We start from the raw sequence: 22,798 nt of genomic DNA, 5'->3' as shown, positions 1-22,798 counted from the left end.
TACCGATTCGCGATGGAAGTCAAGTTTCGCCGGTGAGTTCGGATTAGGCGGCGCGGCGGTGTGGGTCTTCCACGTCGAACTGCTCGGGGACGGTGAGGCCTGCAGCGATGGCGCTCGCACGGAGGCGAGCCGGATCGATGGAGTCGGTCTGCAGCGCGGTCAGCACGGCACCGGCGAAGGTGCGCAGGGCCCCAAGCTCATCGGCCAACTGCTCGGGCAGGTAGAGGAATAGGCCGCTGGCGAGTAGGGTGACCGCCGGTGTCTCCCGCGCGACCTGCACCAGGAGCGCTTCAGCGCGAGGACGGTCCACGCCCAGGCGGCGTTCGAGCAGCGCGACAGACGCAGCGCGATGGGCGTGGATCAATGCGAGCGCGGCATCGAACAGGGGATCGCGTTTCTCGGTCACAGGTCGAGCTCGGAGCGGCCATTGGCCGGAGGCAAGCGGAGGAGCCGCAGGTAATCGACGCGTGCATCCCACTCGATGTAGGGAGTGACCTCGTTCGCGTAGTGTCGGCGCTTCTCCTCCAACCGGGCATCGTAATTCGGATCCCCGGTCATACCGAGGACCTCGATCATCGTCTCGGGGTTGGTGTCGGTGAGCACGAAGTCGGGGTGCACCGCGGCGCGGCCGAGGTGCCGCACCGGTTTGCGGAAGGCACGCTGCATGGTGACCAGGTAGTCTGCCATGGCGATTTCGTGACTCGAATCGCAGGGAAGGAACTGCCGATTGGTGAGCATGGCCGCCGCGTCGACCACCGTGAGGTAGTTGGACTTCGATCGCTCGACCGCGAGGATTGCGACGCAGCGCCGATCCGGTTTGCCGATGCCGGCGAGGGGAAGAGCGTAGGATCGCTGGATGCGTTCGTATAGCCCGGGGGACGCGAAATATGCTTGCTTGCTTTGGCGCAGAATCAGCATGCCGCCGTACTGGGTCGGCTTGTGAGTTTCGATCTCTCCGATGACCAGGCCGCGCTGGTTGGCGTCACCCATGGGTTTGAGGCGTTCCCGGAACGCCTCGAGTTCTGCGAGGATCGCGGTCTTGCGAGACGGGTCCCACCGTTCCATGACGTGTAGCAAGGCGTCACCGGGCTTCCCGTTGATCCTGCACTCGGCAAGCTCGGTTGTCAGTTGCGACCAGCAAATATTCCAGCCGCGCCCGCCGTGGCCAGGCCAGACATTGAGGCCCGCCGCCTCCCACGCATATTCGAGGAACGCGAGCAGGCCGGCTGTGCGTCGTTGAGGCCGAGCCCCCGCCGAAGGTGTCTTGGCCGTCGACGACTTTGTCGGCGATCGTGTGCTCACTGACAAGGAGAGATCGAGCCGAACGTCATGATGCCCGTCGCGCTGGCGAAAAGCGTCGAGCTCGGTTCCCTTGCTCTCCGATCCTGCCGTCCGTTGATGGAACCGACAGAACGGGGAATGCAAATGAGCCTGTTCCGGCCAGCGGGCGAGCAGGAACGCGCCGCTGTAGCGTCGAATCACCAGCTTCGGCCGAGGGCTGTGCATGCTGCAACCACACTCCGCATAGCCCTGGATCGTCTTGGCTCGCTCCAGGACGCGGGCATACCTTGCCGGGTTTTCCTGAACGTCCTCGAGCGGGTATTCGGTGGCGCCGATGCGCACGGTGGTCATGGTTGAGTCCTCCTATACGCCGGCATCCCGGAACATGGTGTAGAGGTCGGTGCGGATCTCGGAAATGTCAAGCTCGCACTTTGCGCGGGTCATTGCGACGTAGAGCAGGCGCATTTCCTCGGGCACCATCGTCTTGTCGCCGTTGTCGTCCGTCTTGAACCTGAAGTCGCCGGCGAGCCTGACGCCATCCCATTCGAGGCCTTTGGCCCGGTGGACCGTTGAGACCACGTAGTCGGCCTCGGCCTCGGGAGACACGCGACTCAGGATCAGGCGCAGGTAATCCACTCCCTCGTTGTCGATCAGCTTGACCAGCGGCAGCAGGTCGCGGCCGGCGAACGACTCCGCATACTCCTGAACGTCTTCCCAGGTCTCGAAAAGTGCGAGGGTAGCTGGGAAGCCGATGCGTTCGCCACGCATCAATTGCTCGGCGCCGTTCGCGAATGCCTTGAGCTCCTCGATGTTCGCCCGGACCGCAACGCGTTCGCCGCGGCTGATGCCTTGCGCGAGGTGGGACAGTACCGTCGCGTTCTTGCGGCAGAGGACGGCGTTGACGCGGCGCTGGCTTGGTTCCGACTCGTGTAGCACACGTGAGGTGAGGTTGTCCTGGCCTCGCACCGGCGTCTCCTCGTCCATCAGGCGCAAGACCCGACTGGCCAATTGCGCAATGGCAGGCCCGAAGCGGAACGATTCCGTCAGTGCGCGCTCGGGCGCCTTGATGTGGTCCATGGCATTGACCGCGCCACGCCACTCGTAGATCTGTTGGTACGGGTCGCCAACATAGACAACTTGCGAACGCTGCCCACGCAAGACGGACAACATGAGTCCATCGGCATCCTGCGCTTCGTCGAACAGAATAAAGTCGGCGCCGATGGACGGGCGGCTGCGCTCCCAGAGCTTCAGGTACACATCATGAGAGATGGCCGAATGGGCCGCCGGATCGATACTTTCGGCCCACAGTCGGTTCACATAGGGCAGCAATTGCGTCTGTAGCGCGGCGGCCGCGGCCTCTGTAATGACCGGTTCAACAGGGATGTGCCATGCCTGCGGTTCGGCCTGGGCTGATCGGCAGAACCGTGCCACCCCGTCCTTGACTATGCGGGCCACCTTACTCGCCGATAGCTCCAGATCCTTGCCGATCGTCGTGGGCAGGCGCATTGCAGCCAGGCCATATCGCGTCGCAAGTTGAAACGGTGGTTCCACGGGGTTGCGAAGCTTCCGCGTGATCTCTTCCCGGGTTGCTCCGAAAGCCAGCGAGTGCACGGTGCGGCATCGCGTGTTCGACGGGAACTTCCGTGCGGCGTCCTGGGCAATCTCCTTGTTGAATGCGAGATACAGTCCGCGCGCCCGGCCACGTGCTTCGGCAGCCAAGCGCAGGGTGGAGGTCTTGCCCGCGCCGGCATAGGCCTTGACCTTCACGGGGGTGCCGGTCCTGACTGCCTCGACAACAGCATCTTGTTCGGCGGTGGGGCGCATCAAACCACCTCCAGCTCGATCTGTTCACCAATTGCGGCGCGAACCCGACGGCGGATTTCGGCAGTTTGCCTGGCGGCCTCGGCGCGGCGTCGCGCCTGCTCGCCGCTCAGCTCGTCGACCACCCACGCGAAGTAGGTGCATGTCGTCGGGCCGGTCCAGGTAGCCCACTTCGTCCGAATCTCGGCCTTGATTTCTTCGGGCTGTGCGAAAAATGCGGCCCGGGACTTGCGCCAGACCCGGGCGGAAAGGTCGCGCATGCGCTGCTCGTAGCGGTCGGACTGGCGCTGGCGTCGGGCGGCCTCCTCGCTCGGCGAATGCTGTTCCTGGGCTACCTGGTCCGGGAACAAGGGATAGCGATCGCGTTCTCGCTGCTGTTTGCGTGCAAAAGCGTTCCGCCTGCGCTCGTTGAAAATAAGCGGCTCGTAGCGTTCGGTTCGGGTGAATCTCATGATGGCGGCAATGTCGAGTGGTCTGAGACCACGATACCGGCTTCGCCAAGAAGTCAAGGCTGCCGGCGCGGAGATGGCCGGAAACCATTTTGAAGGGAAGGGCGGAGGTACGTTCTGTCGAAAGCTATATGATTTCGACCCTCTTTCGACGGGTTGGTGGCGCAGCCGATAGAACTGGTCTGTCTTGAGGAGGGGACATCCCCGCCCGGTGGCACCGTTTGTGATAGAGAGACGTCGCGTCGGCAGGCTGAGTTCTGGAGCAATAGAGTGCGCGCCTACCGGATCCAGTCAAAACGAAGCGCAGCGTCGGGACGGGACACGCCCGCCCGCGGCGGCGGCGGGTTGACCGTCAAGGCCGTGCTCGATGTCTTGATTGTTCACGTCGCATCGTTTTCGTTGCCGCGGGGCCTCGCATTTGCAGATCGCCCGGGCAGCGTTTGGGTGCCTGCTTGGTTTTCCAGGGTGCGGATGCGGCCGACCAAGGCAAGTAAGACTGCCGGTCGCACCGCCACTCGTCCGCCAGCTTGCTGACGCTGCAGGGCGACGCGCTCAATATGGTCAAGATCGATCTCAAGCTGCATTTTCAACTCCGGTGCTGAGGAGAGGTCACGATACTGAATCGAGTAGGAAGTCAAGATTTCCGATGGGAATTCGCTCGACACGCATTTCTCCGCGGAACTCGGTGTGCCGCACGGCGGGCAGCGGCAGAGGGCCGATCGCGCGCTTGTCGATGGCTGTGGCTTCGCGGTATTATCCTTTCCGCTTTCCCGCGCTATTGCGCATCGACTCCGCCGGCGTTCCGGCCATCTGCTTTTCCTACCCATTGGGGCTATGCTCCCGATGGGACATGGCTCCAATTTCTTGTGAGCCATCATGGAGCATTCCCACGCATCTGCCATTGCCGCTCTGGCCATGGTCACCAACCTCTTTGCTGCGCTGTTCTTCACCGTCACTACGGTGAACTTCGAACTTCTCTGCATTCAATTGGCAACCTGCGCAGCGATCGGCGGTCTGATCGTGATCGCTTGGCTCGCCATCGCGGTCTCTCGACCGCGCGTCGCGCCGGTGTCGCGCTGACTGTCTTGGTAGTTTCCGCGGCAAACCGACCGACCAGCCTTTTCTTGGTAGTAACCAATCCTCTTTCACCCCCACGGGAAACGTTCCCGTGGGGCGTTTCCCGCATTTGTCAGGAGACGTCATGTTCCACAAATTCATCTCTGTCGAGGTCGGTCCGGCACCCTTCGAGGAGAAATGCGCGCAAGTCGGAGACCCGGACTATAAGGTGCGCTCGCGCCGCGAGTCTGCTGCGTACATCCGGCAGTTGCTTCGCGTCTTCGGATCCCACGCACCGGCGGTCCTGTCGTTCATTCGTCGGGGCTTTGCTCACGACCTTGGCCGCTATCACGAAGTGGTGGCGTATATGAACCGCGAGGGCGAGCAGATATTCAGTGAGGATCGCTTGCCACCGATGTGGGATCACATCGCTCGCGCCGAGCTCATGTGGTGCGAGATCGCCGACAGCTATCGGCGACGCTACTGCGCCGGCGAGCTGGATCTTATGGCCATCCCTAGCTTCTTCCGCGGTCCGGTGCCGGCCTTTCCTGATCATCCCGTCGCATGGTGGATGGCAGTTGGTCTGGCCGCATTCCCAACGCGGGGCCGTTTGATCTTCCGCTAACGTACCCAGTTCTTCTTTCCCGGCGGGAGCCATCCCGCCGCGGGTGTCTCCCCGGATTTTATTGAGACACTCAACATGTATGACGATGTCCTGGCCTTGCCAGATGTGGCTGATTTGCAGTCGGTGGCGTACCCGTTTCTGCGTCGGGGGTGGGCATGAGTAAAGCCGCCAAGCGCCATCTGTATCAAGACGCGAGCGATCCACACAAGGAACTGCTCCGCATGTTCAACGTCGTCGGGCGCCGCCACGCCATGCACGAAGTGTTCTCCGATTTCGTCGAAATGTCGGCGTTGTCGATTAGCAATGCTGTCGACCGTCACCACTTCGACACCCGGGAGGAGCGGTATCTTGCGATTGTGAAGAAATACAGTCGTGACGAACTCACTCTCTTTTCCGAGATGCTTGGCGCACTGACGCTAGTGTTCGAGGAGCGGGTCCAGAAGCTGGTACCAGGCGGAGACGGCTTGGCGGACATCCTTGGTCAGACCTTCATGATGCTGGAACTGGGCAACAGCAGCACCGGGCAGTTTTTCACACCGTACTCGGTGTCTCGAGCGATGGCGTGCATGACGATCGGTGATGGGAGACCGCATATTGAACGTGACGGCTTCGTGACCGTCCTAGAGCCAGCGTGCGGTGCAGGTGGCATGGTCATCGCATGTGCTGACGCACTACACGACGCCGGGTGGAACTATCAGCATGCGATGCATGCGACATGCATCGATATCGATCCGCGGTGTGTACACATGACCTACCTGCAGATGGCACTGCTGCATATTCCGGGCATCGTCGTGCACGGAAACGGTTTGACTGGAGAGTCTTGGAGTAGCTGGTTCACACCTGCGCATGTTCTGAGCGGTTGGGGAAGAAAGCTGCGGCGACACCGCGACGATGGCGAAGACGTGAAGGATGTGGCGCCGGCACTGGATGTCGATGCAGAGCCCTGCCCGATGATCTCCGCTCCCTCGACCGTCATGAAGGTGTTCGTGCCGGACGATCAACTTGCGCTCTTCTGAGCGCTGGTGTTGAAAGCTGCTCGAAATCGGTCAGCTTTCAGCGCGCTATCGCGGGGCCGGCTGCACTACGATAGATCTCGGTAGCTTCCCCGCTACCGGGTCTCTCTCTCTCGATGATTCAGGCCCTCTAGCGAGGGCCATTTTTTTTGGAGAACCGATGGGCATGTGGTTCAAGAAAAACAAGCGTGTGGTGCACGTGTCGAGCTGCAGCGCCTTTCTAGGTGGCCCGGTTGCCGTCGGCGTGAGCTATGGCGGGAGGTGCCTTGGGTTGACCGACACCGTCGCTTTCGTGACGGGGTGCGCCGTAGGCCTGGCGGTCATGGTGCTGATGAACGTCATGGTCGTCCGGCAGTATCGAAAACGCGGCTACGAAGAGGCATAACGGGCATCAACTGCTGATGCCCTGGCCCGTCAACTCAACCTTTCGCGTGGAGACATCGGTGATGTACAGGATCTGGCTGGTTGAGGCGAACGGGGTCCGCACCCTTGTTCGCGGCGATGTTGCAGACATCGGATTGGCGCGTGCGCTGATCAAGGCGGGGAATCACGGCGCGGCAATCCGCCACATGCCGCACCACTACGAACTGTCCACCGACACGGTGGAAAGATACGGACGGGAGGTTCCTGAAGCGCCAATGCGCGCTCGGCCTGTGACCGCCGATACCGGCACAAAGGCCTGAAAAATGTCAGACGCCCGAAACCCCGCCGCAGATGCGGCCACCGCGCTGGCTCGCCGGTTTAATCTCTGCGGTCGAGGAAGTCTCGCGGTCATGGCAGCGTTCACCCGCGCCGACGTCGAATATTCTACGGCGCCTGCCGAGCTTCTGGCCACGCAGATGACGGACTGGTTGATCCACGAGCGCCTGTTGCCGCCCGCCGTTGCCGCGTTCGATTTTCGGGAGGCGGTTCGACTGCTCATGATCGATCAGCGGAAAGCCAGCGCGATCTAGCCGCCTGGCCTTGCCTTCCATGGCAGGGGCTTGCGATATAGCCGCATGATCAGCTTGGCACGTGGCGCGCGTTGGGTTAATCTACGCGCTCTTACCGCGTCTTAGACGCATCGACCCCGCACCTTCGGTGCCAGACTTTGCAGTACCACACCGCCAGCGTCGTTGAGCGGTGATGTCCTATCTTCATCCCATCGGGACCTGTTCCCGGTGCGGCAACGGGTTCCTCATTTTCTGGAGAACCCACCAAATGCAACAACCAACGGTAAAGCTCAGCAGGATCCGTCGCGGCAACAACCCAAGGAAGTTTTTCGATCCGGTGCAACTCGCGGAGAGAACTGCCTCCATTGCGGTTCATGGCGTCCTTCAGCCGGTTCTTGTGCGTCCCGTGGAAGGCGATCCCAACGCCGATTATGAACTCGTCGCAGGGGAGTATCGCTACCGCGGTGCCTGGGACGCTCACGGGCCTGAGTACGACATGCCGGTCACTATCAGGGTGCTGACCGACGAAGAGGCGGCAAATCTCGCTCTCATCGAGAACATCCAGCGTGCCGAGATGGCGCCTTCCGAGGAAGCCATCGCCGCTGCGACGGCTGTCGGAAAGCTCAAGGGCGACCGTGACGAAGCTGCTCGGATCTTGGGCTGGAGTCGCGCCACCCTGGACAAGCGCCTGGCCCTCATGAACTGCAGTACCGCAGTTCTGGAGGCACTGACTCCCAAGACGATCAATCTTGGGCACGCAGAGCTTCTGGCGACCTTGCCCAAGGACAAACAGGACCTGCTCTTGCCCGTGATCATCAGCGAAAAGAAGTCCGTCGCTGAGCTCAAAAAGACGATCGAGGCGGCTGCCTGCAACCTTGCCGCGGCGATATTCGACAAGGCCGATTGCGCGACGTGCTCCCACAATTCCTCGCTTCAATCGGAGATGTTCGCAGAGGCCATTGCAACCGGCAGTTGCACGAACCGCGGATGCTTCAACGAGAAGACGGAGAAACGACTTGATACTTTGGCCTATGGCCTCAAAGACGAGTATCCGGTGATCCGCATCATCCGTGCCGGCGACAACCACACCCGCGTCCAGTTGGTGGCGGACGGTCCGACGGGCGTTGGGGAGGCGCAGGCCAAGGCCTGCCATGCGTGCGAGAGCTTCGGCGTCGCTGTAAGCGGCCTGCCCGATAGCATCGGCAAGATATTCCGCGGCCAGTGCTTTGACCCTTCGTGCAACCAGAAGATGGTCGCCGCTCGGCTCAAGGCCGAGCGTGACGCGAAGTCGCCGGGGGGCAAATCCTCAGCGGGTGCCGGAACAACGCCAACGAGCAAGGGTGAGGGTAAGCCGGCCCACAAGGAGCCCGAAGCGACCAGGATCAGCGAGTCGGAGAGGGTGAAAGTCTATCGACACTCGCTCTGGCGTAAGGCCTTGCGGCGTGAGGTCGGTTCTAATCCCGAGGTAGCAAATCATTACCTGATCGCTGCTGCGATGACCGGTCTGGCCCGCAACATCACGGCTGACCACTTCGGGAAAATCTTCGAGAAGGTGCTGGATGAGAAGCCGGCGTCGGAATTGTCGAAGAACCTGGGTGCCGTAGCAGACGTTGCGCTGGATAAGCGCCAAATGCTCACCGTCGGCCTCGCGGTTGCGGCCATCGACGGCATGGAGACCGACAATCTCACGTGCCTGTGTAAGTTCCATCAGTTGGACCTCCGGCAGTACTGGAATCTGCAGAAATCAAAAGATTTCCTGGAGATGCTCACGAAGTCGGAAATGAAGGTGCTGGCAGATGAGCTGGGCATCCGAAAGGCGCTCGGTGACGGGTTTGCAAAGCTCTTCAACAAGTCCAAACCGGAAGTCATCGACGGCCTGCTGGCGGTCGAGGGTTTTGACTACCACGGCAAGATCCCCAAGGTCCTCTGCTTCTGATCCAACCGGGGCGCGTTCTGCACCCCGGCATTCCCTTTCTCATTTCCCCAAAAGGATTCACCTATGTTCCAAGAACTGGTTCCGCTCGTTCGCGCGTGCGACAAGTTGGTTCTCACGCTGACGATGGTTGGTGACGAGATGTCGGTCATCGTGGCACCTGTTGCAAAGAAGGCGCTAGACGGCGCACTTACCACGCCACTGGCGTTGAAGGCGACCCCAGCGGATCTCGACGAAGGCTTCGCAGCAGCCGTTCAGGCGGTGACCGAGTCGCACCGGTCGTTGGCTGAGCAAGCCGAGGCCACCAGCCTGATTCTCGATGCCGCCAAGGCCTCGCAGTCCTCCAAGGCGACCAAGTCGCTCTCAAGGCCCAAAGCATCCGCCAATGCTGACAAGTCGTCGGCGGCTGGTGACAGCGACGCCGGCGATGATGATTCGGATGCGGCCGAAGACCGTGACAGCGATGCTGCGGTGATGCCGGCCGGGGCCGAACCCCGCTCGTCAGGCACCGACCTGGCCAGTCTGCTGTAGGAGGTATGCCATGGCAATCGAAGTCAAGAAGCTCACGCGCGAGTTCGTCTACAACGGGGTGAAGCTGCCCGATCCCGGCGCGGATTTTAGTCCTGACCAGGTGCGCGACATGTACACGGCTCAGTACCCCGAGCTCAACACTGCCGCTGTCGAGGGCGTGGTCGTCGAAGGCGATGTCGGCCGTTACGAGTTCGTCCGCGCCGCCGGCGCAAAGGGGTGAGCATGCGTCACCGTGATCTGATGAAGGCATTGGCGGGTCCCGCCGATTCCATCATCAGCAATGAGCCGCCCGAAAGGGCGGTTTTTTCTTCCGACAAGGAGATGGAAGTATGCTGTTCGATCCTCGACCAGTTGATTCGGAATTCGCGACTCAAGGGGCAGGGTGGTCGTCACGCCGAACCTCTGTTCATGCCGAACGCCGCGCTGCCCATGCTGTTCTGACCCTGCCTTCGCTAGAAGGGTCAGTTCCATCTGCAGGAACCGTCTTATTTCCGGACGATGCTGACTACTCTGCGCTCGCGCGCCTGCATTTCGAGTCTGGCCCACTACGTGCGGCTGACGTCAAATGCGCGGGCAATGCAGGGGAAGCTCTTGCGCAGGCGCTCTTCGCATGGTTCAACCGACGCAAGCCGGCCTGCCGGCGAGTGACTTTCAACATCGATTTGTTCGATCGCAACAGCGCTAGCGACGCCCTTTCGTATCGGGATCAAGCGGACGATTTCACCGAAGCACTCTATCTCGCGATCGAGTTGCCGGAGGAGAACCATTTTGAGATCGGGAGGGAGCGATCTGAGGTCCTGCGCGCAGTGCACAAGGATCTCCTGCCGACCGCAATGTCAGCCATTGCAGAGGCTTCTGGGAAAACGCTCTATCTGCGCACGCCGGACGATCTCCTCGACATGTACGCACGTTGGTGGTGGGAGTATGACCCCACTGCCGACGATGAGACGGCGCGCGAGTACCTGGCATCCCACTATGGAGGAGATGATGGGGACACGATCGCTCGGCGCCTGCCGTCAGCGGTTAGAGCGAGCATGGCGCCGGATGAGGTGTTGCCACGCTGGCTTCGTCAGAAGCCGTCCAAGCGCTGGCGACCTCTGAGCGACGCGATGCTTCAATCCCTGGCTGCGACGTCCAAGGGCGAAGCGAAAAAGCTTTGCAATGCGATCGTCGCTCTCCGGGCGCAGATGCGCGGAACCCCGAAGGGCTGCTTGTTCGGTCCGGGCATCTGGGCGGATCCCGTCTATAGCGCCGCGACCATTGTCTACACCGGTGACGACGACTACGTGGGTGAGCTTCTGGACGACCACTTCGAGATGGCAGGTCAATCCGGAGAGGTCACCACCTACCAGGCCTATGTGCCTATCGCTACTACTGCGAAGGCGATCGATGCGCAGTACAGGCGTTGGTCGCAAGCGCTGGAGATCGTCGGAAAGCTGGACTGTTTGCTAACCCTGATATCTGATTAGGAGCGCTATCTTGAGCACCTTTGTTTCTGCATCACGAACCCACGAAGTGGCTCCGAAAGGAGCCATCGTGCTTTATGGGCCCCAGCAGGGGACCTTCACCTATGCGACGGCGCACGCCGTCAAGACGGATCCTGCAACGGGCCGGCCGATGCTGGATGTCGCGGTACCGCTCAACCGTCGTGCTTTGCTTCACGCCTTGAAGCAGGTTGCCGAAAACGCGTTGCCGAAGGGGGAGTTCCTGCCGCCGACAATTCTTTCCGTCAGCCAGGACGCTATCACCTGGTGGTGCGCGCCGGCGAACCGGCGGGTGTTCATGGATTGCGCGGAGTTGGGCAGGCGGACCGCGGTTGTCCCACATCCCGGGCTCGTTTTCCGCGCGGCGTCGAATGGCTTCTCCGTGTTCTCGGTGCTCGAGGAGACCCGGCCCAAACCGGAGACAGCGCTGTATGAGCCTCCGTATTTCAACACGTGGGACAACGGGAAGATCTGCATCGGAACTGCCCATGTACCGAAGCAGATCGATGTCGCGTCTGTCGAGGGATGGGAAGAGGCTTTTTTCAGATCAGCATTCACCCATCCCAACCACGGCCGCCAGCGCGTCACGTATGAGAACGGTGTCTATGCCTTCTGGCGGGACATGCTCGACGGCCGATTCCTGGCCTACCCGAAGGAAGTCCTCGTTTCAATGAACTGCACGCTGGGGCAACTGCTCACAGGTGCGACTGGAGATTGACATATGCATCCGATGGATCGCACCTTGCAGCAATCGCTGCCGACGGTAATGGCGCCGCGCTTTGGCAAGCTGGCACCACTGGAAACCAACGGTGAGCGGCTGATTGCCGCAACCAACGGCATGTTCCTGGAAGCACGTAGGCCGTGGATCCGGATTGTGCGGCGCATTGCGGAGTTTCGCGTGGCCACAGCGATCCCGTATGGCGCCGTCGCGGAGACGACAGACCTGCTTTGTGGGCGTATCCCGCCCGACCTGATAGGGGCATTCGCGAAGCTCGCTGCCCATTCAATGCGAATGAAGTGGGAGCATGGATCGTCTGGGACTGCGACAGCGCACAGTTTAGCCTGGCCCCGGTGAAGATACTGAGCCATGGTCCTGGGCACCTCGACTACGAACGGCCGAAGCTTGCTGTCACGGAATCGCTCGTGATGGACCTGCACTCGCACGGGCGTCTTCCGGCATTCTTCTCGGCCACGGACAATGCAGACGATCGGTTCGATGTGAAGTTCGCGCTCGTCGTCGGCAACTGCGGTGCAGCGACACCCTCGATGGTGCTGCGGCTGTGCGCCAAAGGCATTCTTGAGGACGTGGAACGGGTTCCGAGTGATTGGTATTGTGCGGTCCGCCGCGAGGAGTCACCAGTATGACGGTCACGCATACGATTCCGGAGGAGATGACGGTGCGCGCATGGAAGGTCGCCGTGGTCGGCGCGGGCGGGACGGGGAGTGCATTGCTGCCCAATCTCGCTCGGCTGCACCACGCGATGCTCGCGCTTGGCCATCCTGGGGGAATCGACTGCACGGTTTTCGATGATGATACGGTCAGCGAGACCAACATCGGTCGGCAAGCCTTCTATCCGTGCGATGTCGGGCAGTACAAGGCGACACTGCTGGTGAGCAGGCTCAACATGCTCATGGGAACGCGCTGGGAAGCGCAAACCTGTCGGGTCGATAGTCGCACCAGGTTCCAACACGATCTGGTGATCGGGTGCGTCGATACCCGTCGGGCGCGCAAAGCAATTCTCAGCGGCCTCGTGAACGGACGGAACGGCTATTTCCTCGACTGCGGGAATGAGACGGACCGCGGCCAGGTGCTGCTAGGGCAGGTTGGCAAGAAGATCGCCTTCCGGTTGCCGCACGTCGGCGATCTGTTTCCCGAACTGATCGACCCGGCCGGGGACAAAGCCGACACGGCACCATCCTGTTCGATGGCTGAGGCATTGGAGAAGCAATCGTTGGTGATCAATCAAGCGATCGCTGTTCAAGCCTACAACCTTCTTTGGACGCTCTTCCGCACGGGTACTCTCAGCTACTCTGGCGTGTTTGTGAACCTTCAGGCAGGTCGCACGAGTCCGCTCCCTATTGACCCTGCGGCATGGGCCCGATTTGGATATTTCCCGACAGGGCCTAAGAAGTCCAAAAAACAAGCCAAATCCGCATGAGCTTTCGGAAAGCGCCGTCCCCCATCAAGCGGGGGCGGCGCTATTTTTTGGGGAGGGGCAACCAGGTTCTTGGCACAGCTTGAAGCAGTGATATGTGCATTGCTAGAATGCGGGTACTTCTCGCGTCTACGACGCATCGACCACTGCGGCATCCCGCCGCGCAGCTTTTTTCACCCGTTGGGGCAATTCGCCCCGTCGGGTCGTTGCTCCAACTTTTCAATTTGGAGCATGGAATGCAGATTTCCTCTCTCATCGATCATACTGAATCAACCTACCGTCGCGTCAACGTGACAGGCGATTGGCTTCCGCAGGAGCTCGTCTTTGGGGCGTATTGGGATGGCAGCCGGTGGAACGGCTTTCCAGTCCCCATGTTCGCTCTCGAAGATGGGAAAGCGCTTTGTGCGGAGATGCCGGGTCTGACGTTTGTTGAGCACATGCAGGCGTTCTGCATCCAGGAGGGTGACGACGAAGTGTGGTGTCACTCGGTGCAGAGCATCGTCAATGGTCGTCCAATGGATTTGTATCTGATCGGCGATAGCTGGTGCTGGGAGCTTGCAGAGGAGTGCGAGATCTTGCCTGGTCAGGGCGGTCCGGACGTCGATGCGCTTGAACTGCGCCTCAGACCAGCAGCACTCATTTGGCTGCGGCGATCTGCGCGTGCTGCGGGTGTCCCGCTTGCGACGTTCGTGGAGTCCCTTGTCATGCGCCAGATCGAAGAGCGAATGGCGGGGCGAAGCTATCTGGATCTATCTGGGTTTGATGCGTTGCTTTGCATCGCAAAAAGCGCAGCTAGACACCCTCCCGGCAGCGGCATTGCGATCCTGCCAAAGGAATGGTTGCGGATCGTCGATGCGTTGCTCTTGGCGGGACAGGACGATACGCCGTTCCATCAACTGCATCAGCAGATCAAGAGGGAAATGTTCGTCGAGGTCTTGCTTGACCGCTTGGCTTGTGAACGCGGTCTAGTCTGACGTCGATTCTGTTTTCTTGAAAGGATCTGTGTCGAACTTCACACGATGGCTCCACAAATTGGACGCCGGATGCTAAGATTGCTGCATCTTCCGCGTCTTCGACGCATCGACCTCGCCGGTTTTTATCGGCACAGCTTTTCTCTCCCACCACGGGCCTTCCTGCCCGTGGGCATGTTGGCCCATTTTCATTTCGAGGCCATCATGTTCAAGCGTTTTTTCCTGATTTCCCTCTGCTTCTTTGTCTTTACCGGCTGCGCCGCTCAGCAGACGTCTCCGAATGTCTATCGCGGTAGTGAAGCGTTGCGCACTGGCTCCGCAGAGTCGGTCACTGTGCTCCGCGTTCGCAGCGTGACTATCACTGGCAATGACGGCTTCATGTCGGCAAGCTCCGGTCTTCCGGGGGCCGTCGGTGGGCTGATCGGGGCTGTGCTCGGCGCCGGCGCCATCGGTAGCGGCAACGGTCGCTATGTGGCCAGCGCCTTGTCCGGAACGGCCTCGGCCGCGATCGTGCAGGTGATCGCCGATCGCATGTCCCGTCGTGCGGGCGTGGAGGTCATTGTCCGCACGGACAGTGGTCGCCAGGTCGTCGTCACGCAAGATGCGGATCAGCAGTTCGTCCCTGGCGAGCAGTTGTTCCTCGTGTCTGGCAGCGGCGGCTATCGTCTCACGCGTTGATTGGGCCAGTCGGCCCCAATTCCCTTCACCTTTCCCCGCGCGGGTCCTCCGCGCGGGGGCTAGCGCCGGATGGAGTCCAACCATGGTTCTCGCCGTCGAGCGCTTGCCGATCTTAAGTCCCATCGAAACCGATACGCTGTCCATTGCCGACGTGTCCGACCAGATCAACGGCCGGCTGCGCGGCACCGAACTCGAGCCTGAGTACCTGGAGCCAGAGAACGGTCTGAATAACCCGAACGAGGCATATCTTGGCCCGATGAGCACCAGGGCATGGCCGACCGTCGGTACACGTGAGCGTCTGGCGGTGTCGGTGCACCGCGGCTGGTCGGAGGGCTGGCATGTCTACGTCGACTGGATCCATCACGTCGGCGAGGTGCGTAATTTCACCACCTGCGTCCAGAAGCTGCTGAGAGCCAAGACGCTCTCATCCAACCAGGCGTGGGAACTCGCTCGCGCAATCACAAAAATCCTCGATATCGCCTGATGCAAGGCCAACGCATGCAAGCCCAAGAGGGTTTGCCCAACCCCCGAGGGTTCGGCAAACGCTTTTGATCGCGTCCTAGACGCATCGAAATCCGGCTGGTCCGTATCAGCCACAACCCATCGCGGGACACTCGTCCCGTTGGGAAGGGGCGTCCCGATTCCCTCAGGACTTCCCATGAAACTTCCCAAATCCTTTATCCATCCGCTTCTTCCTACCAACCCTGCAGCCTGCCTGGCCCTGCGCAAGGATGCCTGTCGTATGCTGCGCCGTGTCGCCGGCGACCTGTCGTTGCGCCAGCGTGACTACACCATCCGAGCGCGCCGGCGGCCCCGCCATCAGGCGGAGGTCTTCACGCTCCATTCCGATTCGCTGTGCGTCCAGATCGAGCACTCCACCGCACGATCGACGGCGCTACTGTCGTTTCGCACCTGCCGCGGTCGCCAGGATCACGCTGGCGGTCGGGACAATGCCGTCAGCCTGGAAAGCATCACGTCGAAGGAGGGCTACTCGAGCTTGCTCGGGGCGCTCCGAGTCGTCGCCGGTCGTCGGAGTTGAGTGATGACGACCCTCATCAAAGTGGTTTTCAAGACAACCGGCGGTGAAGAAACAACCGCATTGGCGGCTCTGCTCAGGGACGGTGTTGTGGAGCTTCCGACGTCCCTGATGCAACGCATCCAGGTCGCCCTGGACGCTGGCGATGGCTACGCCCTTGCTGCACATCGGCGAGGCTATGCGTTCCCCTTGGCCCATCTGGACGGGGCACGATGCACCCTCGATGCTGAGCATGTGGCAAGCGAAAAGTGGTCGCGCCAGTTGGTGGATGCCTTTGTCCAGCCGAGCAAAGACCAGTTGCTTGCATCCGGCCGGTACTGTCACACACTATCGGCGGCGTGCACGGTTGGCCTGGTTGGGTACGTCGGTGGCCGCCCGGAATGGTCGATTACCAGTATCACGAACTGCGTGTGCCTTCTGATGGGTGCTGCGGTATTATTTGCCATCGGCGCCATCTATTCCAAAGGGGAAAAATGATGTTTGGGCCACTCGTATTAGTGCTTTCGTTGGGAATTGCAGGCTTTTCGCTGTGGGTTTTGCGCAACGCTGACCGCCAGCGTGCTTTGGAAGAGTGGGATCGTCTTTCCGTGACGAAGGGTCATAAATAAACAGCCACTTGGCCGCCCCTTCCTAAGGGAGAGCGGCTACGGTTGGATGCGTTGTTCTCATCGGTTCGCGTGTTCTTCCCGCCTACGTTCTGTGGATCAATGAACGCGGCCGGAACTATCACAAGGACTGACCATTCCTGATTCACCGCCGGCGTGCCTGCGCCGGCAGCATCCATGAACGCACCCCTCGGGGTGCGTTTTTTCGTTTCGACTTCCCATTCGGGCGCCGTCCCGATGGGGCGGCTCCCACCCAACAGGAGTTTCCCCATGAACATGATGGTCTACGGCGCTGGCCTGGCCAGCTACCCTGCCGGCGTGCATATGCACGTCGGCCTCTATCACTCGAACCTGCGCGCGGCGATCAACCTCACATGTGCGGACGATGGCATGCCCTACGGCTCGCTCACCGTGAACCTGCCGTCTGTGGACCTGGCTGATGACGAGATCCTGGTGACGGCCGACTGGAATCTGGCGCCGGACCTGAAACAGGCTTTCCTCAACACTGGCAAATTCGTCGAAACCGGCCGCTGGACGGAGGCCTGTCACGGCCGCGGTGCCCTGTGGCGCATCGCATGTCCGGATCTGCTGGCGTCGCTGTCTACCGCACGGTCGTTTGTGCCTCGGCGTCGCCAGCAACGTCAACCGGCCCACGCCTGATCTTTCTCCACCACCCATCCGGGGCACGTCCCCCGGTGGGGCGTGCTCCTATTTTGGAGCACCTGAATGTACCTCATCCATATCGGCGCTGAACGCGCCGACCCGTGCGCGACGCTCGCCGGCGTGCTCGAGTACCTCAACCGCGACCGCACACCGCGCGCGCCCATCAAACTTGACCAGGTCGCCGTGCGTCACATCGAGCGCGGCGATATCCCCGTGGTGCAGATCAACGGGGGACGGTTCGGTGTCCGGCCACCGGGCACCGCGAGATCGATTCTGAGCAAGATCATTGACGAGGTTGACCAGTTCATCATCCGCGTGAACGGCGGGATCCGCCGTCCTCACGAGATGAGCCGCGCATCATGGGGCGCCGTCGTCGCGGCCGGCCGTCTTGCCTACTTTCCCGAAGATGCAATCGACATGTCGCTGGGCGAGGCCGGCCCGCTGTTTCAGGCCGCCGATCTCTTCGAGGATCAGGCGCCGTTCGATATCAGTGCGTACGTGCAGGGCGAGTTTCGCAAGCGATTCGGCTATGGCACCAACGGGCCGGCATACTGCCGGAACCAAGCGCCAAATGCCAGACACGAGGTGCACGTCGCCTACGCGCTGTTGCGCGGTGACACCGTGCGAGAGTGCGTCATCAACATCTATCGCGATGACTCGTCCTTCAGCCGCTTCGGTTTGCAATGGATGCGAGCGCTTATCGATGTGCCCACCCTTCGAGGGGCGCTCCCCGAAGGCAAATTGAGGGAGCTCTGCAACGCGATGCACCGCGAGAAGTTGGCGATCACGGCAGCCAACGCCGGTCAGCTGGTCGGAATCATCCGGCGACTGCCGGACGACTGTACGTATGTCCACATCGACGATGCTCTGTTCGAGGCGAAGATCCTGCCACCACGCATGCCACCGCCGTTGCGCCTCCCGCAAGGCGAGTTTGCCAAGCCGGCGACCGGCCTGGCAGCACACATCCACCATACGACGACGCAGCACCGGTTCGAGGCCAGAATGTCGAAGGCGAGGGCGGAGCGTGAAGCGTTCAAGATCACGCAGCGTGAGTTCGACTATCAGGCGCGGGTAGCCGTCGTCGAGCGCGCAAGCGCTGGCTACGAATGGCCGAACCGGGTCGCACTGGCGGTTCTGCAGCGCAACGTCGCGGCCCTTCTCGAAATCCTCGATGGACCCAAGGACATGAACACCCTATCGAAGCGAGCGATTCGCGATGTGACGGGGGTTGACCTGCTGCATTGCGCGGCGACCATCCGCCGGCGCCGTATCTTCGCAATGTGCGACTTCTCCGAAGCGGAGCAGGCGCGGTGGGAAGATGAGGCGACCGCGGCCCGCGCGCAACGCCGCGCTGCGAGCGACTTCGACAGAGTTTGTGAGCGGGCCGAGGCTTCCCAGTGGCGGCTTGACGGCGGTCGGACCATGAACGGCCGAGAATACGTGGAGCTTTGCATCGCGGAGGGGTTCTCCGAGATCGTCGATCTTGCACGGGGAAGTGCCCGTGAATATCGATTCCACAACCCCGGCAAGCGCATCTCTCGCCGACTGCGTGCGAAGGACGGTACGCTGGCCTACGCTCGCGCACGGCTCGAGCAACTGGCGCAGACTGAATGCGTCGCAGCATGATCCTTGCCCCCCCAGCTCTACGGCTGGGGGTATTTCTTCGATACCCACACCGAAAACGCAAGCTTTCGCCGTGCATCAGCGCTCGCCAGGCGTTACGCTTCCTCTCTGAGATGTGTTTGCACTGAGCTGCCTCAATCCAAACACATTTTTACCCGCGTCCTCGACGCATCGACCTCGTGCCGGCACCCGTCGGCCATTTCTACATCCTCCCGCCAGGGTCTATCCCTGGTAGGGACGGCCTTCGTGGGCAAGCCATTCTCGTCCATGACCAACTTGTTCACCTAGTTCCCCCATCTCCCTTGTAGCTGGTCCTCCAGTGCTGCGGCATTGCGTCGCAGCACCTATCCGCAGACGTTCGCTCTGCGGCTGACATCCACACCAAGAGCTTTTCTTGCCCGCGACACCGGAGACGATCCGCGCCGCGCCTCTATTTTTCCCGAAGGAGAATCCTATGCATCTCGTTGAATCAATGGCTTACGTAAATGCCACCCCTTGGCACGGCCTCGGCCAACGCCTGGAGCCCAACCAACCGCTCGAAGTCTGGGCGGAGCATGCCGGTATGAACTGGCGCATCGAGGAGTCGAAGGTGCGCTTCCGTTCCGATATCGATGAACTCGATGCGCTGAAAGCGTTCGATCAGCAGAAGGTGCTGTATCGCTCCGATACGAAGGCGCCGCTGTCCGTGGTGTCCAAGCGCTACCAGGTGGTGCAGCCCGCCGAGATCCTGGAGTTCTACCGTGACCTCACTGAAGTGGGCGGTTATCAGCTCGAAACCGCGGGCGTGTTGAAGGAGGGGCGAAAACTCTGGGCGCTCGCGCGCACCGGCCAAAGTGCCGCACTCGCCGGCGGTGACGAGGTCAAGGGCTATCTGCTGCTCGCTACTGCGTGCGATGGGACGCTGGCCACGACTGCGCAATTCACGTCCGTTCGCGTGGTCTGCAACAACACCTTGCAGATTGCACTGGGCAACGGCCGCGGGGCGGTGAAGGTTCCTCACCGTAGCCAGTTCGACGCGCGCGCGGTGAAAAACCAGCTCGGCATTGCCACTTCCTCATGGGAGGCCTTCAAGGTTCGCATGGAAGCGCTGGCCGGCCGCAGGGTCAACAGTGCGGAAGTGGAGCGGTTCTTCCAGCGCGTCCTCAGCAATCCGACGCAGCAGTCGGCGGCCCACCGGCCGCCCGCGACCAACGATCGGGCCATGAAATCTGTTCTGGAGCTCTTCAACGGCGGTGGCAAGGGTTCGGCCATGCGCTCGGCGCAAGGCACCGCGTGGGGTTTGCTGAACAGCGTTACCGAGTACGTCGACCACCAACGCCGCGCTCGAACGCCAGGGCACCGGCTCGACGCCGCCTGGTTCGGCGTTGGCGCCTCACTGAAACAGTTGGCGTGGAACACCGCCATGGAGCTCGTGGACGCATGAACTAGTGCTCACCGTCAACTTCTTGGGCCTCTGAGCCCTTAAGTCTGATCGCCTCTCCGCCGTTTGCATAGGTGTGTTGAGGCGATCCGTATCTATCCCCGGCTAAGTCCGGGGTTTTTTTTTCCCGTTGCTATGACGACTAATCCCACTTTCATCGGCTGCCCAGCGTGGCTCTTTCATCAACTGCAGGTGCGCTTTCGCACGTCGCTGGAATACCGGAAGGCCAATGGGGATTTGGGGCATCTCGCCAGGCAGCGGGGAGCGGAGCGACTTATGTCCGATCGACCGATTGACCTGTATGGGTTTGCGAAGAACCGGTATTCCATGCTCTACTTGGCATGGCAGTCCGAGTTTCACTCCCATCCCGATGGGGCAATACCCCCAGCTTTCGACACTTGGATGGACTCCCGATTTCTTATCGGCCACCGAAGCTCAGAGATATTTCGTAATGGTGCCGCGGTCTTCGAGTTGCGCCACGGCTCGACCTACGAGATTCGCGATGCCGACGGCAAGCTGCGTGTATTCCGCTGCCAGCTCGATAACGGCTTCCCGCATATCTCCTTCATGGACCCGGACGCCGGGCAGGTATTCCCGTGGATCACGATGCCCGGCGTGTTCAGTCAAGCCGAGCTATTCTCTCTACGAGAGCTACCCTGAAAAAAAGCCCGACGTTCTGTCGGGCTTTTTTTATTCAAGCGCTCAAAGCTTGACCAGCTTCGGAGCGATTGCGGGGAGCGTGATAAGTCGCTCGACCGGTCACAGGGGCACCATCCATCCACGAAAGGCGATACCGAAATGCGAGTTTTCCGGGAGCAACCCGATATCGTGATATTGAGCTTCCGACCTTCTTCTATGTCTCGGTGGGTGCCGGTGTGGCCCCCGTGTACGCGACCGAAGGGACCCGGGAGATCGTTGCGCCTTCCAAGTCGGCCTCGAGCCCAAGGCGAATGGTGCCGCCATAGAAAATGCGCGCCATCGCACGTCCGTTTACCAGCAGCGATGTGCGAGCTTTGACGTCTCCCTCGACGACGCCATCGATAACGACGTGCTCTCCCTCGACGCTGCCGCGAACCACTGCGCCCCGAGCAATGTGAACAAGGCCACTCGAAGACGAAACGGCGCCATCGACGATACCCGCGCAGGTGATACCGTGGTCGCTCACGAGATCCCCGTGAATGCACATCCCGGCCTGGACCAGGCTGAAACTTGGTGTGTTGTTCATGAGGATATTCAGAATAGTCTGATGTCGGCCGGGTGCGTTCCGACCTTTTCCGGGGGCGAGGTGGGCTTGGCCGGACTGGACGGCGCGGGTGCCTTACCCTTTGTGGGCGTCATTGCAGACGGCTTGCCACCGGCGCCGACTTCGCTACCTGCCAGCGACGATGGGGACGCATGCGCTGTGTCGACCGACACCGCGGCCGGCTGGCTAGCTGCCGGCTCGGACCGCGCGGCTGGCCATTGCTCCGACGTAGCCAGCGCGGCTGCAGGTGTCTCCACTGCGGACGCACTCTGGGACGTCGCCGGCGCCGCGGCCGCGACAGATGCCGCGGTCGGCTTGGTGGCCATGGCGACCAAGCGACCACCGAGGAGGGCGATCCCGGCGCCGACTGCGAGAATCGCGGCCACGCGAACGGATTGCTCGAGTCTGCCCCTGGGGGGGCGCTCCTGATCGGCTTGGCGAGTGCCGTCGGGAACTGACCAAAGGCCTGCCGGTCCCTCAGCCGTGACATCGATCGTGATGGCAGGTCGCGCGTATTGCTGGTGCATTCGTTCAATATCGGTGAGGGTCATTCGGTCTTTTCCGTGGATCCGGGAATGGGCGAAGCCGGAAGGCGAGAGCCATCCGGCGCGTACTTGTCGTTATCGGGCATGCACAGGCGGTGAATTTGGGAGATCCGTCGAGCGGCCGCATTGAGAATTTGCTCACGCTCGCTGCCGGACACGGATCTGGCCGCGCTGCAAAAAAGAGAAACAGAGAACAATCTGTCGTATTGTCGAACCAATCGGAGAAGGCGCCCGGCGAGCGGATGTGTGATTTGCACCTGGATCTCGCGCGACGCGACGGCGAACTGGATTTGATTGCGTGCCTCCCAATCGGCGAGGCTTGCTTCGAACCAATCCTCTGCCTCCCGGAACGCGATGTCCAGTGCTTTCACCTTTCCGCCGCGGCCGACGCTGAACTTGGCCGAACAGAAGTAGAAGTTCGCGTCGAGGAAATCGCGCGCGAACGTCGAATAGTACGTCGCAATGGCACCAGTCGCGGTGTCGGGAACGATTCTCGCAATCCGATCATCGCTATTGAATCGTTCGATGGTTCGAAGGCCACCATCCTTTGGTGAACCGGCGCTCGCGCCCTGGCCTGATTCTCCTTCATCGACGTCGCGATTCCTCTCGGATTCCGATCTAACCGCTATTGGGTCTTCAAGCATGTTCAGGTTTCCGCGTTCTCTCTCGCGAGCAATTGTCGGACAAGAACGGACAGCATTTGCTAGCGAAAGCTATACGAAATTCGTGAGCT

Annotated in this window: 32 protein-coding genes; 24 read left to right on the top strand and 8 right to left on the bottom strand. The window is 61.1% G+C overall.

From position 1 onward, the window contains the following. Window positions 1-43: 43 nt before the first annotated feature. The 5 genes from KF708C_RS27985 to KF708C_RS36100 all read right to left on the bottom strand — a co-directional run bounded on the left by KF708C_RS27985 (window position 44) and on the right by KF708C_RS36100 (window position 4,216). A complete protein-coding gene (locus KF708C_RS27985; RefSeq protein ID WP_059414453.1) occupies window positions 44-406 on the bottom strand; it encodes a hypothetical protein in 363 nt (120 codons plus the stop codon). Then, window positions 403-1,632 carry a DUF1173 family protein gene (locus KF708C_RS27980; RefSeq protein ID WP_059414451.1) on the bottom strand — a complete coding sequence of 410 codons (1,230 nt, stop codon included), beginning with the start codon at window positions 1,630-1,632 and terminating at the stop codon, window positions 403-405. The genes KF708C_RS27985 and KF708C_RS27980 overlap by 4 nt, the downstream gene beginning before the upstream one ends. A 12-nt stretch (window positions 1,633-1,644) precedes the next feature. Beyond that, complete coding sequence (locus tag KF708C_RS27975; protein WP_059414450.1) at window positions 1,645-3,105, bottom strand: 3'-5' exonuclease; 1,461 nt, start codon at window positions 3,103-3,105, stop codon at window positions 1,645-1,647. After that, complete coding sequence (locus KF708C_RS27970) at window positions 3,105-3,554, bottom strand: hypothetical protein (protein ID WP_059414448.1); 450 nt, start codon at window positions 3,552-3,554, stop codon at window positions 3,105-3,107. Before KF708C_RS27970 ends, KF708C_RS27975 begins: the two co-directional genes overlap by 1 nt. Window positions 3,555-3,931: 377 nt before the next feature. After that, the gene (locus tag KF708C_RS36100) at window positions 3,932-4,216 is read right to left on the bottom strand and encodes a hypothetical protein (protein WP_156173998.1); all 285 of its coding nucleotides are present in this window, start codon (window positions 4,214-4,216) and stop codon (window positions 3,932-3,934) included. Between the two features lie 211 nt (window positions 4,217-4,427). On the opposite strand from KF708C_RS36100, the gene KF708C_RS27965 reads away from it, so the two are divergent. From KF708C_RS27965 to KF708C_RS27860, 24 genes are all read left to right on the top strand, one after another. Next, window positions 4,428-4,631, top strand: a complete 204-nt coding sequence (locus KF708C_RS27965; RefSeq protein ID WP_059414446.1) for a hypothetical protein — start codon at window positions 4,428-4,430, stop codon at window positions 4,629-4,631. A 121-nt stretch (window positions 4,632-4,752) separates the two neighbouring features. Further along, window positions 4,753-5,232: a hypothetical protein gene (locus KF708C_RS27960; RefSeq protein WP_059414444.1), complete on the top strand. Its 480-nt coding sequence runs from the start codon at window positions 4,753-4,755 to the stop codon at window positions 5,230-5,232. Window positions 5,233-5,387: 155 nt separating this feature from the next. Next, window positions 5,388-6,248 (top strand): N-6 DNA methylase, encoded by an 861-nt coding sequence (locus tag KF708C_RS27955; protein WP_059414442.1) that lies wholly within the window; start codon window positions 5,388-5,390, stop codon window positions 6,246-6,248. Between the two features lie 163 nt (window positions 6,249-6,411). After that, window positions 6,412-6,630 carry a hypothetical protein gene (locus tag KF708C_RS27950; RefSeq protein WP_156173997.1) on the top strand — a complete coding sequence of 73 codons (219 nt, stop codon included), beginning with the start codon at window positions 6,412-6,414 and terminating at the stop codon, window positions 6,628-6,630. A 61-nt stretch (window positions 6,631-6,691) separates the two neighbouring features. Next, window positions 6,692-6,928 carry a hypothetical protein gene (locus KF708C_RS27945; RefSeq protein WP_059414438.1) on the top strand — a complete coding sequence of 79 codons (237 nt, stop codon included), beginning with the start codon at window positions 6,692-6,694 and terminating at the stop codon, window positions 6,926-6,928. Window positions 6,929-7,018: 90 nt separating this feature from the next. Next, window positions 7,019-7,198 carry a hypothetical protein gene (locus KF708C_RS27940; protein WP_059414436.1) on the top strand — a complete coding sequence of 60 codons (180 nt, stop codon included), beginning with the start codon at window positions 7,019-7,021 and terminating at the stop codon, window positions 7,196-7,198. A gap of 247 nt (window positions 7,199-7,445) precedes the next feature. Next, on the top strand, window positions 7,446-9,113 hold the full coding sequence (locus KF708C_RS27935) for a PRTRC system ParB family protein (protein ID WP_059414433.1): 1,668 nt from the start codon (window positions 7,446-7,448) through the stop codon (window positions 9,111-9,113). Window positions 9,114-9,176: 63 nt separating this feature from the next. Then, a complete protein-coding gene (locus KF708C_RS27930; RefSeq protein WP_059414431.1) occupies window positions 9,177-9,641 on the top strand; it encodes a PRTRC system protein E in 465 nt (154 codons plus the stop codon). 10 nt (window positions 9,642-9,651) lie between these two features. Further along, window positions 9,652-9,861, top strand: coding sequence for a PRTRC system protein C (locus KF708C_RS27925; protein WP_059414430.1), 210 nt, complete (start codon window positions 9,652-9,654; stop codon window positions 9,859-9,861). A gap of 2 nt (window positions 9,862-9,863) precedes the next feature. Continuing rightward, window positions 9,864-10,082: a hypothetical protein gene (locus KF708C_RS36790; protein WP_059414428.1), complete on the top strand. Its 219-nt coding sequence runs from the start codon at window positions 9,864-9,866 to the stop codon at window positions 10,080-10,082. Continuing rightward, entirely contained in the window at window positions 10,079-11,110 is a 1,032-nt protein-coding gene (locus KF708C_RS27915) for a PRTRC system protein F (protein ID WP_231586621.1), read from the top strand. The genes KF708C_RS36790 and KF708C_RS27915 overlap by 4 nt, the downstream gene beginning before the upstream one ends. 10 nt (window positions 11,111-11,120) lie before the next feature. Continuing rightward, entirely contained in the window at window positions 11,121-11,843 is a 723-nt protein-coding gene (locus tag KF708C_RS27910; RefSeq protein ID WP_059414424.1) for a PRTRC system protein B, read from the top strand. Between the two features lie 3 nt (window positions 11,844-11,846). Then, on the top strand, window positions 11,847-12,200 hold the full coding sequence (locus KF708C_RS37105) for a DUF2016 domain-containing protein (RefSeq protein ID WP_370552868.1): 354 nt from the start codon (window positions 11,847-11,849) through the stop codon (window positions 12,198-12,200). Further along, window positions 12,143-12,490 carry a PRTRC system protein A gene (locus KF708C_RS37100; RefSeq protein WP_370552867.1) on the top strand — a complete coding sequence of 116 codons (348 nt, stop codon included), beginning with the start codon at window positions 12,143-12,145 and terminating at the stop codon, window positions 12,488-12,490. Before KF708C_RS37105 ends, KF708C_RS37100 begins: the two co-directional genes overlap by 58 nt. Further along, entirely contained in the window at window positions 12,487-13,284 is a 798-nt protein-coding gene (locus KF708C_RS27905) for a PRTRC system ThiF family protein (protein ID WP_059414422.1), read from the top strand. Before KF708C_RS37100 ends, KF708C_RS27905 begins: the two co-directional genes overlap by 4 nt. A gap of 233 nt (window positions 13,285-13,517) precedes the next feature. Next, on the top strand, window positions 13,518-14,255 hold the full coding sequence (locus tag KF708C_RS27900; protein WP_059414420.1) for a hypothetical protein: 738 nt from the start codon (window positions 13,518-13,520) through the stop codon (window positions 14,253-14,255). A gap of 45 nt (window positions 14,256-14,300) precedes the next feature. Beyond that, on the top strand, window positions 14,301-14,930 hold the full coding sequence (locus KF708C_RS27895; protein WP_231586614.1) for a hypothetical protein: 630 nt from the start codon (window positions 14,301-14,303) through the stop codon (window positions 14,928-14,930). An 82-nt stretch (window positions 14,931-15,012) separates the two neighbouring features. Further along, window positions 15,013-15,414 carry a hypothetical protein gene (locus KF708C_RS27890; RefSeq protein WP_059414418.1) on the top strand — a complete coding sequence of 134 codons (402 nt, stop codon included), beginning with the start codon at window positions 15,013-15,015 and terminating at the stop codon, window positions 15,412-15,414. A 174-nt stretch (window positions 15,415-15,588) separates the two neighbouring features. Continuing rightward, on the top strand, window positions 15,589-15,969 hold the full coding sequence (locus tag KF708C_RS27885) for a hypothetical protein (protein WP_059414416.1): 381 nt from the start codon (window positions 15,589-15,591) through the stop codon (window positions 15,967-15,969). Between the two features lie 3 nt (window positions 15,970-15,972). Then, window positions 15,973-16,443 (top strand): hypothetical protein, encoded by a 471-nt coding sequence (locus tag KF708C_RS27880; protein WP_059414414.1) that lies wholly within the window; start codon window positions 15,973-15,975, stop codon window positions 16,441-16,443. A 398-nt stretch (window positions 16,444-16,841) separates the two neighbouring features. Then, the gene (locus tag KF708C_RS27875; RefSeq protein WP_059414412.1) at window positions 16,842-17,231 is read left to right on the top strand and encodes a hypothetical protein; all 390 of its coding nucleotides are present in this window, start codon (window positions 16,842-16,844) and stop codon (window positions 17,229-17,231) included. Window positions 17,232-17,297: 66 nt separating this feature from the next. Then, window positions 17,298-18,860 (top strand): hypothetical protein, encoded by a 1,563-nt coding sequence (locus KF708C_RS27870; RefSeq protein ID WP_059414410.1) that lies wholly within the window; start codon window positions 17,298-17,300, stop codon window positions 18,858-18,860. A 451-nt stretch (window positions 18,861-19,311) separates the two neighbouring features. Then, entirely contained in the window at window positions 19,312-20,280 is a 969-nt protein-coding gene (locus KF708C_RS27865) for a DUF932 domain-containing protein (RefSeq protein WP_059414408.1), read from the top strand. Window positions 20,281-20,412: 132 nt separating this feature from the next. Then, on the top strand, window positions 20,413-20,937 hold the full coding sequence (locus tag KF708C_RS27860) for a hypothetical protein (RefSeq protein WP_156173996.1): 525 nt from the start codon (window positions 20,413-20,415) through the stop codon (window positions 20,935-20,937). A gap of 193 nt (window positions 20,938-21,130) precedes the next feature. On the opposite strand, the gene KF708C_RS27855 is transcribed toward KF708C_RS27860, so the two are convergent. The 3 genes from KF708C_RS27855 to KF708C_RS35055 are packed head-to-tail and all read right to left on the bottom strand — an operon-like array spanning window position 21,131 to window position 22,709. Then, window positions 21,131-21,502, bottom strand: coding sequence for a bactofilin family protein (locus KF708C_RS27855; RefSeq protein ID WP_059414404.1), 372 nt, complete (start codon window positions 21,500-21,502; stop codon window positions 21,131-21,133). 8 nt (window positions 21,503-21,510) lie between these two features. Further along, entirely contained in the window at window positions 21,511-22,071 is a 561-nt protein-coding gene (locus KF708C_RS36095; protein ID WP_156173995.1) for a hypothetical protein, read from the bottom strand. Further along, window positions 22,068-22,709 (bottom strand): hypothetical protein, encoded by a 642-nt coding sequence (locus tag KF708C_RS35055; RefSeq protein WP_231586613.1) that lies wholly within the window; start codon window positions 22,707-22,709, stop codon window positions 22,068-22,070. The genes KF708C_RS36095 and KF708C_RS35055 overlap by 4 nt, the downstream gene beginning before the upstream one ends. Window positions 22,710-22,798 lie beyond the last annotated feature (89 nt).

It is taken from the genome of Cupriavidus basilensis (assembly GCF_000876015.1).
GTDB lineage: Bacteria > Pseudomonadota > Gammaproteobacteria > Burkholderiales > Burkholderiaceae > Cupriavidus > Cupriavidus basilensis_B.
Note: the sequence above shows the minus strand (reverse complement) of the source record. Positions and strands in the feature narration are given on the sequence as shown.

What these genes read in the sequence shown, in the direction of transcription:
- KF708C_RS27980 (WP_059414451.1), bottom strand. Translation starts at nt 1,632, where the DNA reads ATGACCACCGTGCGCATCGGCGCCACCGAATACCCGCTCGAGGACGTT.
- KF708C_RS27975 (WP_059414450.1), bottom strand. Translation starts at nt 3,105, where the DNA reads ATGCGCCCCACCGCCGAACAAGATGCTGTTGTCGAGGCAGTCAGGACC.
- KF708C_RS27970 (WP_059414448.1), bottom strand. Translation starts at nt 3,554, where the DNA reads ATGAGATTCACCCGAACCGAACGCTACGAGCCGCTTATTTTCAACGAG.
- KF708C_RS27965 (WP_059414446.1), top strand. Translation starts at nt 4,428, where the DNA reads ATGGAGCATTCCCACGCATCTGCCATTGCCGCTCTGGCCATGGTCACC.
- KF708C_RS27960 (WP_059414444.1), top strand. Translation starts at nt 4,753, where the DNA reads ATGTTCCACAAATTCATCTCTGTCGAGGTCGGTCCGGCACCCTTCGAG.
- KF708C_RS27955 (WP_059414442.1), top strand. Translation starts at nt 5,388, where the DNA reads ATGAGTAAAGCCGCCAAGCGCCATCTGTATCAAGACGCGAGCGATCCA.
- KF708C_RS27950 (WP_156173997.1), top strand. Translation starts at nt 6,412, where the DNA reads ATGTGGTTCAAGAAAAACAAGCGTGTGGTGCACGTGTCGAGCTGCAGC.
- KF708C_RS27945 (WP_059414438.1), top strand. Translation starts at nt 6,692, where the DNA reads ATGTACAGGATCTGGCTGGTTGAGGCGAACGGGGTCCGCACCCTTGTT.
- KF708C_RS27940 (WP_059414436.1), top strand. Translation starts at nt 7,019, where the DNA reads ATGGCAGCGTTCACCCGCGCCGACGTCGAATATTCTACGGCGCCTGCC.
- KF708C_RS27935 (WP_059414433.1), top strand. Translation starts at nt 7,446, where the DNA reads ATGCAACAACCAACGGTAAAGCTCAGCAGGATCCGTCGCGGCAACAAC.
- KF708C_RS27930 (WP_059414431.1), top strand. Translation starts at nt 9,177, where the DNA reads ATGTTCCAAGAACTGGTTCCGCTCGTTCGCGCGTGCGACAAGTTGGTT.
- KF708C_RS27925 (WP_059414430.1), top strand. Translation starts at nt 9,652, where the DNA reads ATGGCAATCGAAGTCAAGAAGCTCACGCGCGAGTTCGTCTACAACGGG.
- KF708C_RS36790 (WP_059414428.1), top strand. Translation starts at nt 9,864, where the DNA reads ATGCGTCACCGTGATCTGATGAAGGCATTGGCGGGTCCCGCCGATTCC.
- KF708C_RS37105 (WP_370552868.1), top strand. Translation starts at nt 11,847, where the DNA reads ATGCATCCGATGGATCGCACCTTGCAGCAATCGCTGCCGACGGTAATG.
- KF708C_RS27905 (WP_059414422.1), top strand. Translation starts at nt 12,487, where the DNA reads ATGACGGTCACGCATACGATTCCGGAGGAGATGACGGTGCGCGCATGG.
- KF708C_RS27900 (WP_059414420.1), top strand. Translation starts at nt 13,518, where the DNA reads ATGCAGATTTCCTCTCTCATCGATCATACTGAATCAACCTACCGTCGC.
- KF708C_RS27895 (WP_231586614.1), top strand. Translation starts at nt 14,301, where the DNA reads ATGGCTCCACAAATTGGACGCCGGATGCTAAGATTGCTGCATCTTCCG.
- KF708C_RS27890 (WP_059414418.1), top strand. Translation starts at nt 15,013, where the DNA reads ATGGTTCTCGCCGTCGAGCGCTTGCCGATCTTAAGTCCCATCGAAACC.
- KF708C_RS27885 (WP_059414416.1), top strand. Translation starts at nt 15,589, where the DNA reads ATGAAACTTCCCAAATCCTTTATCCATCCGCTTCTTCCTACCAACCCT.
- KF708C_RS27880 (WP_059414414.1), top strand. Translation starts at nt 15,973, where the DNA reads ATGACGACCCTCATCAAAGTGGTTTTCAAGACAACCGGCGGTGAAGAA.
- KF708C_RS27875 (WP_059414412.1), top strand. Translation starts at nt 16,842, where the DNA reads ATGAACATGATGGTCTACGGCGCTGGCCTGGCCAGCTACCCTGCCGGC.
- KF708C_RS27870 (WP_059414410.1), top strand. Translation starts at nt 17,298, where the DNA reads ATGTACCTCATCCATATCGGCGCTGAACGCGCCGACCCGTGCGCGACG.
- KF708C_RS27865 (WP_059414408.1), top strand. Translation starts at nt 19,312, where the DNA reads ATGCATCTCGTTGAATCAATGGCTTACGTAAATGCCACCCCTTGGCAC.
- KF708C_RS27860 (WP_156173996.1), top strand. Translation starts at nt 20,413, where the DNA reads ATGACGACTAATCCCACTTTCATCGGCTGCCCAGCGTGGCTCTTTCAT.
- KF708C_RS27855 (WP_059414404.1), bottom strand. Translation starts at nt 21,502, where the DNA reads ATGAACAACACACCAAGTTTCAGCCTGGTCCAGGCCGGGATGTGCATT.
- KF708C_RS36095 (WP_156173995.1), bottom strand. Translation starts at nt 22,071, where the DNA reads ATGACCCTCACCGATATTGAACGAATGCACCAGCAATACGCGCGACCT.
- KF708C_RS35055 (WP_231586613.1), bottom strand. Translation starts at nt 22,709, where the DNA reads ATGCTTGAAGACCCAATAGCGGTTAGATCGGAATCCGAGAGGAATCGC.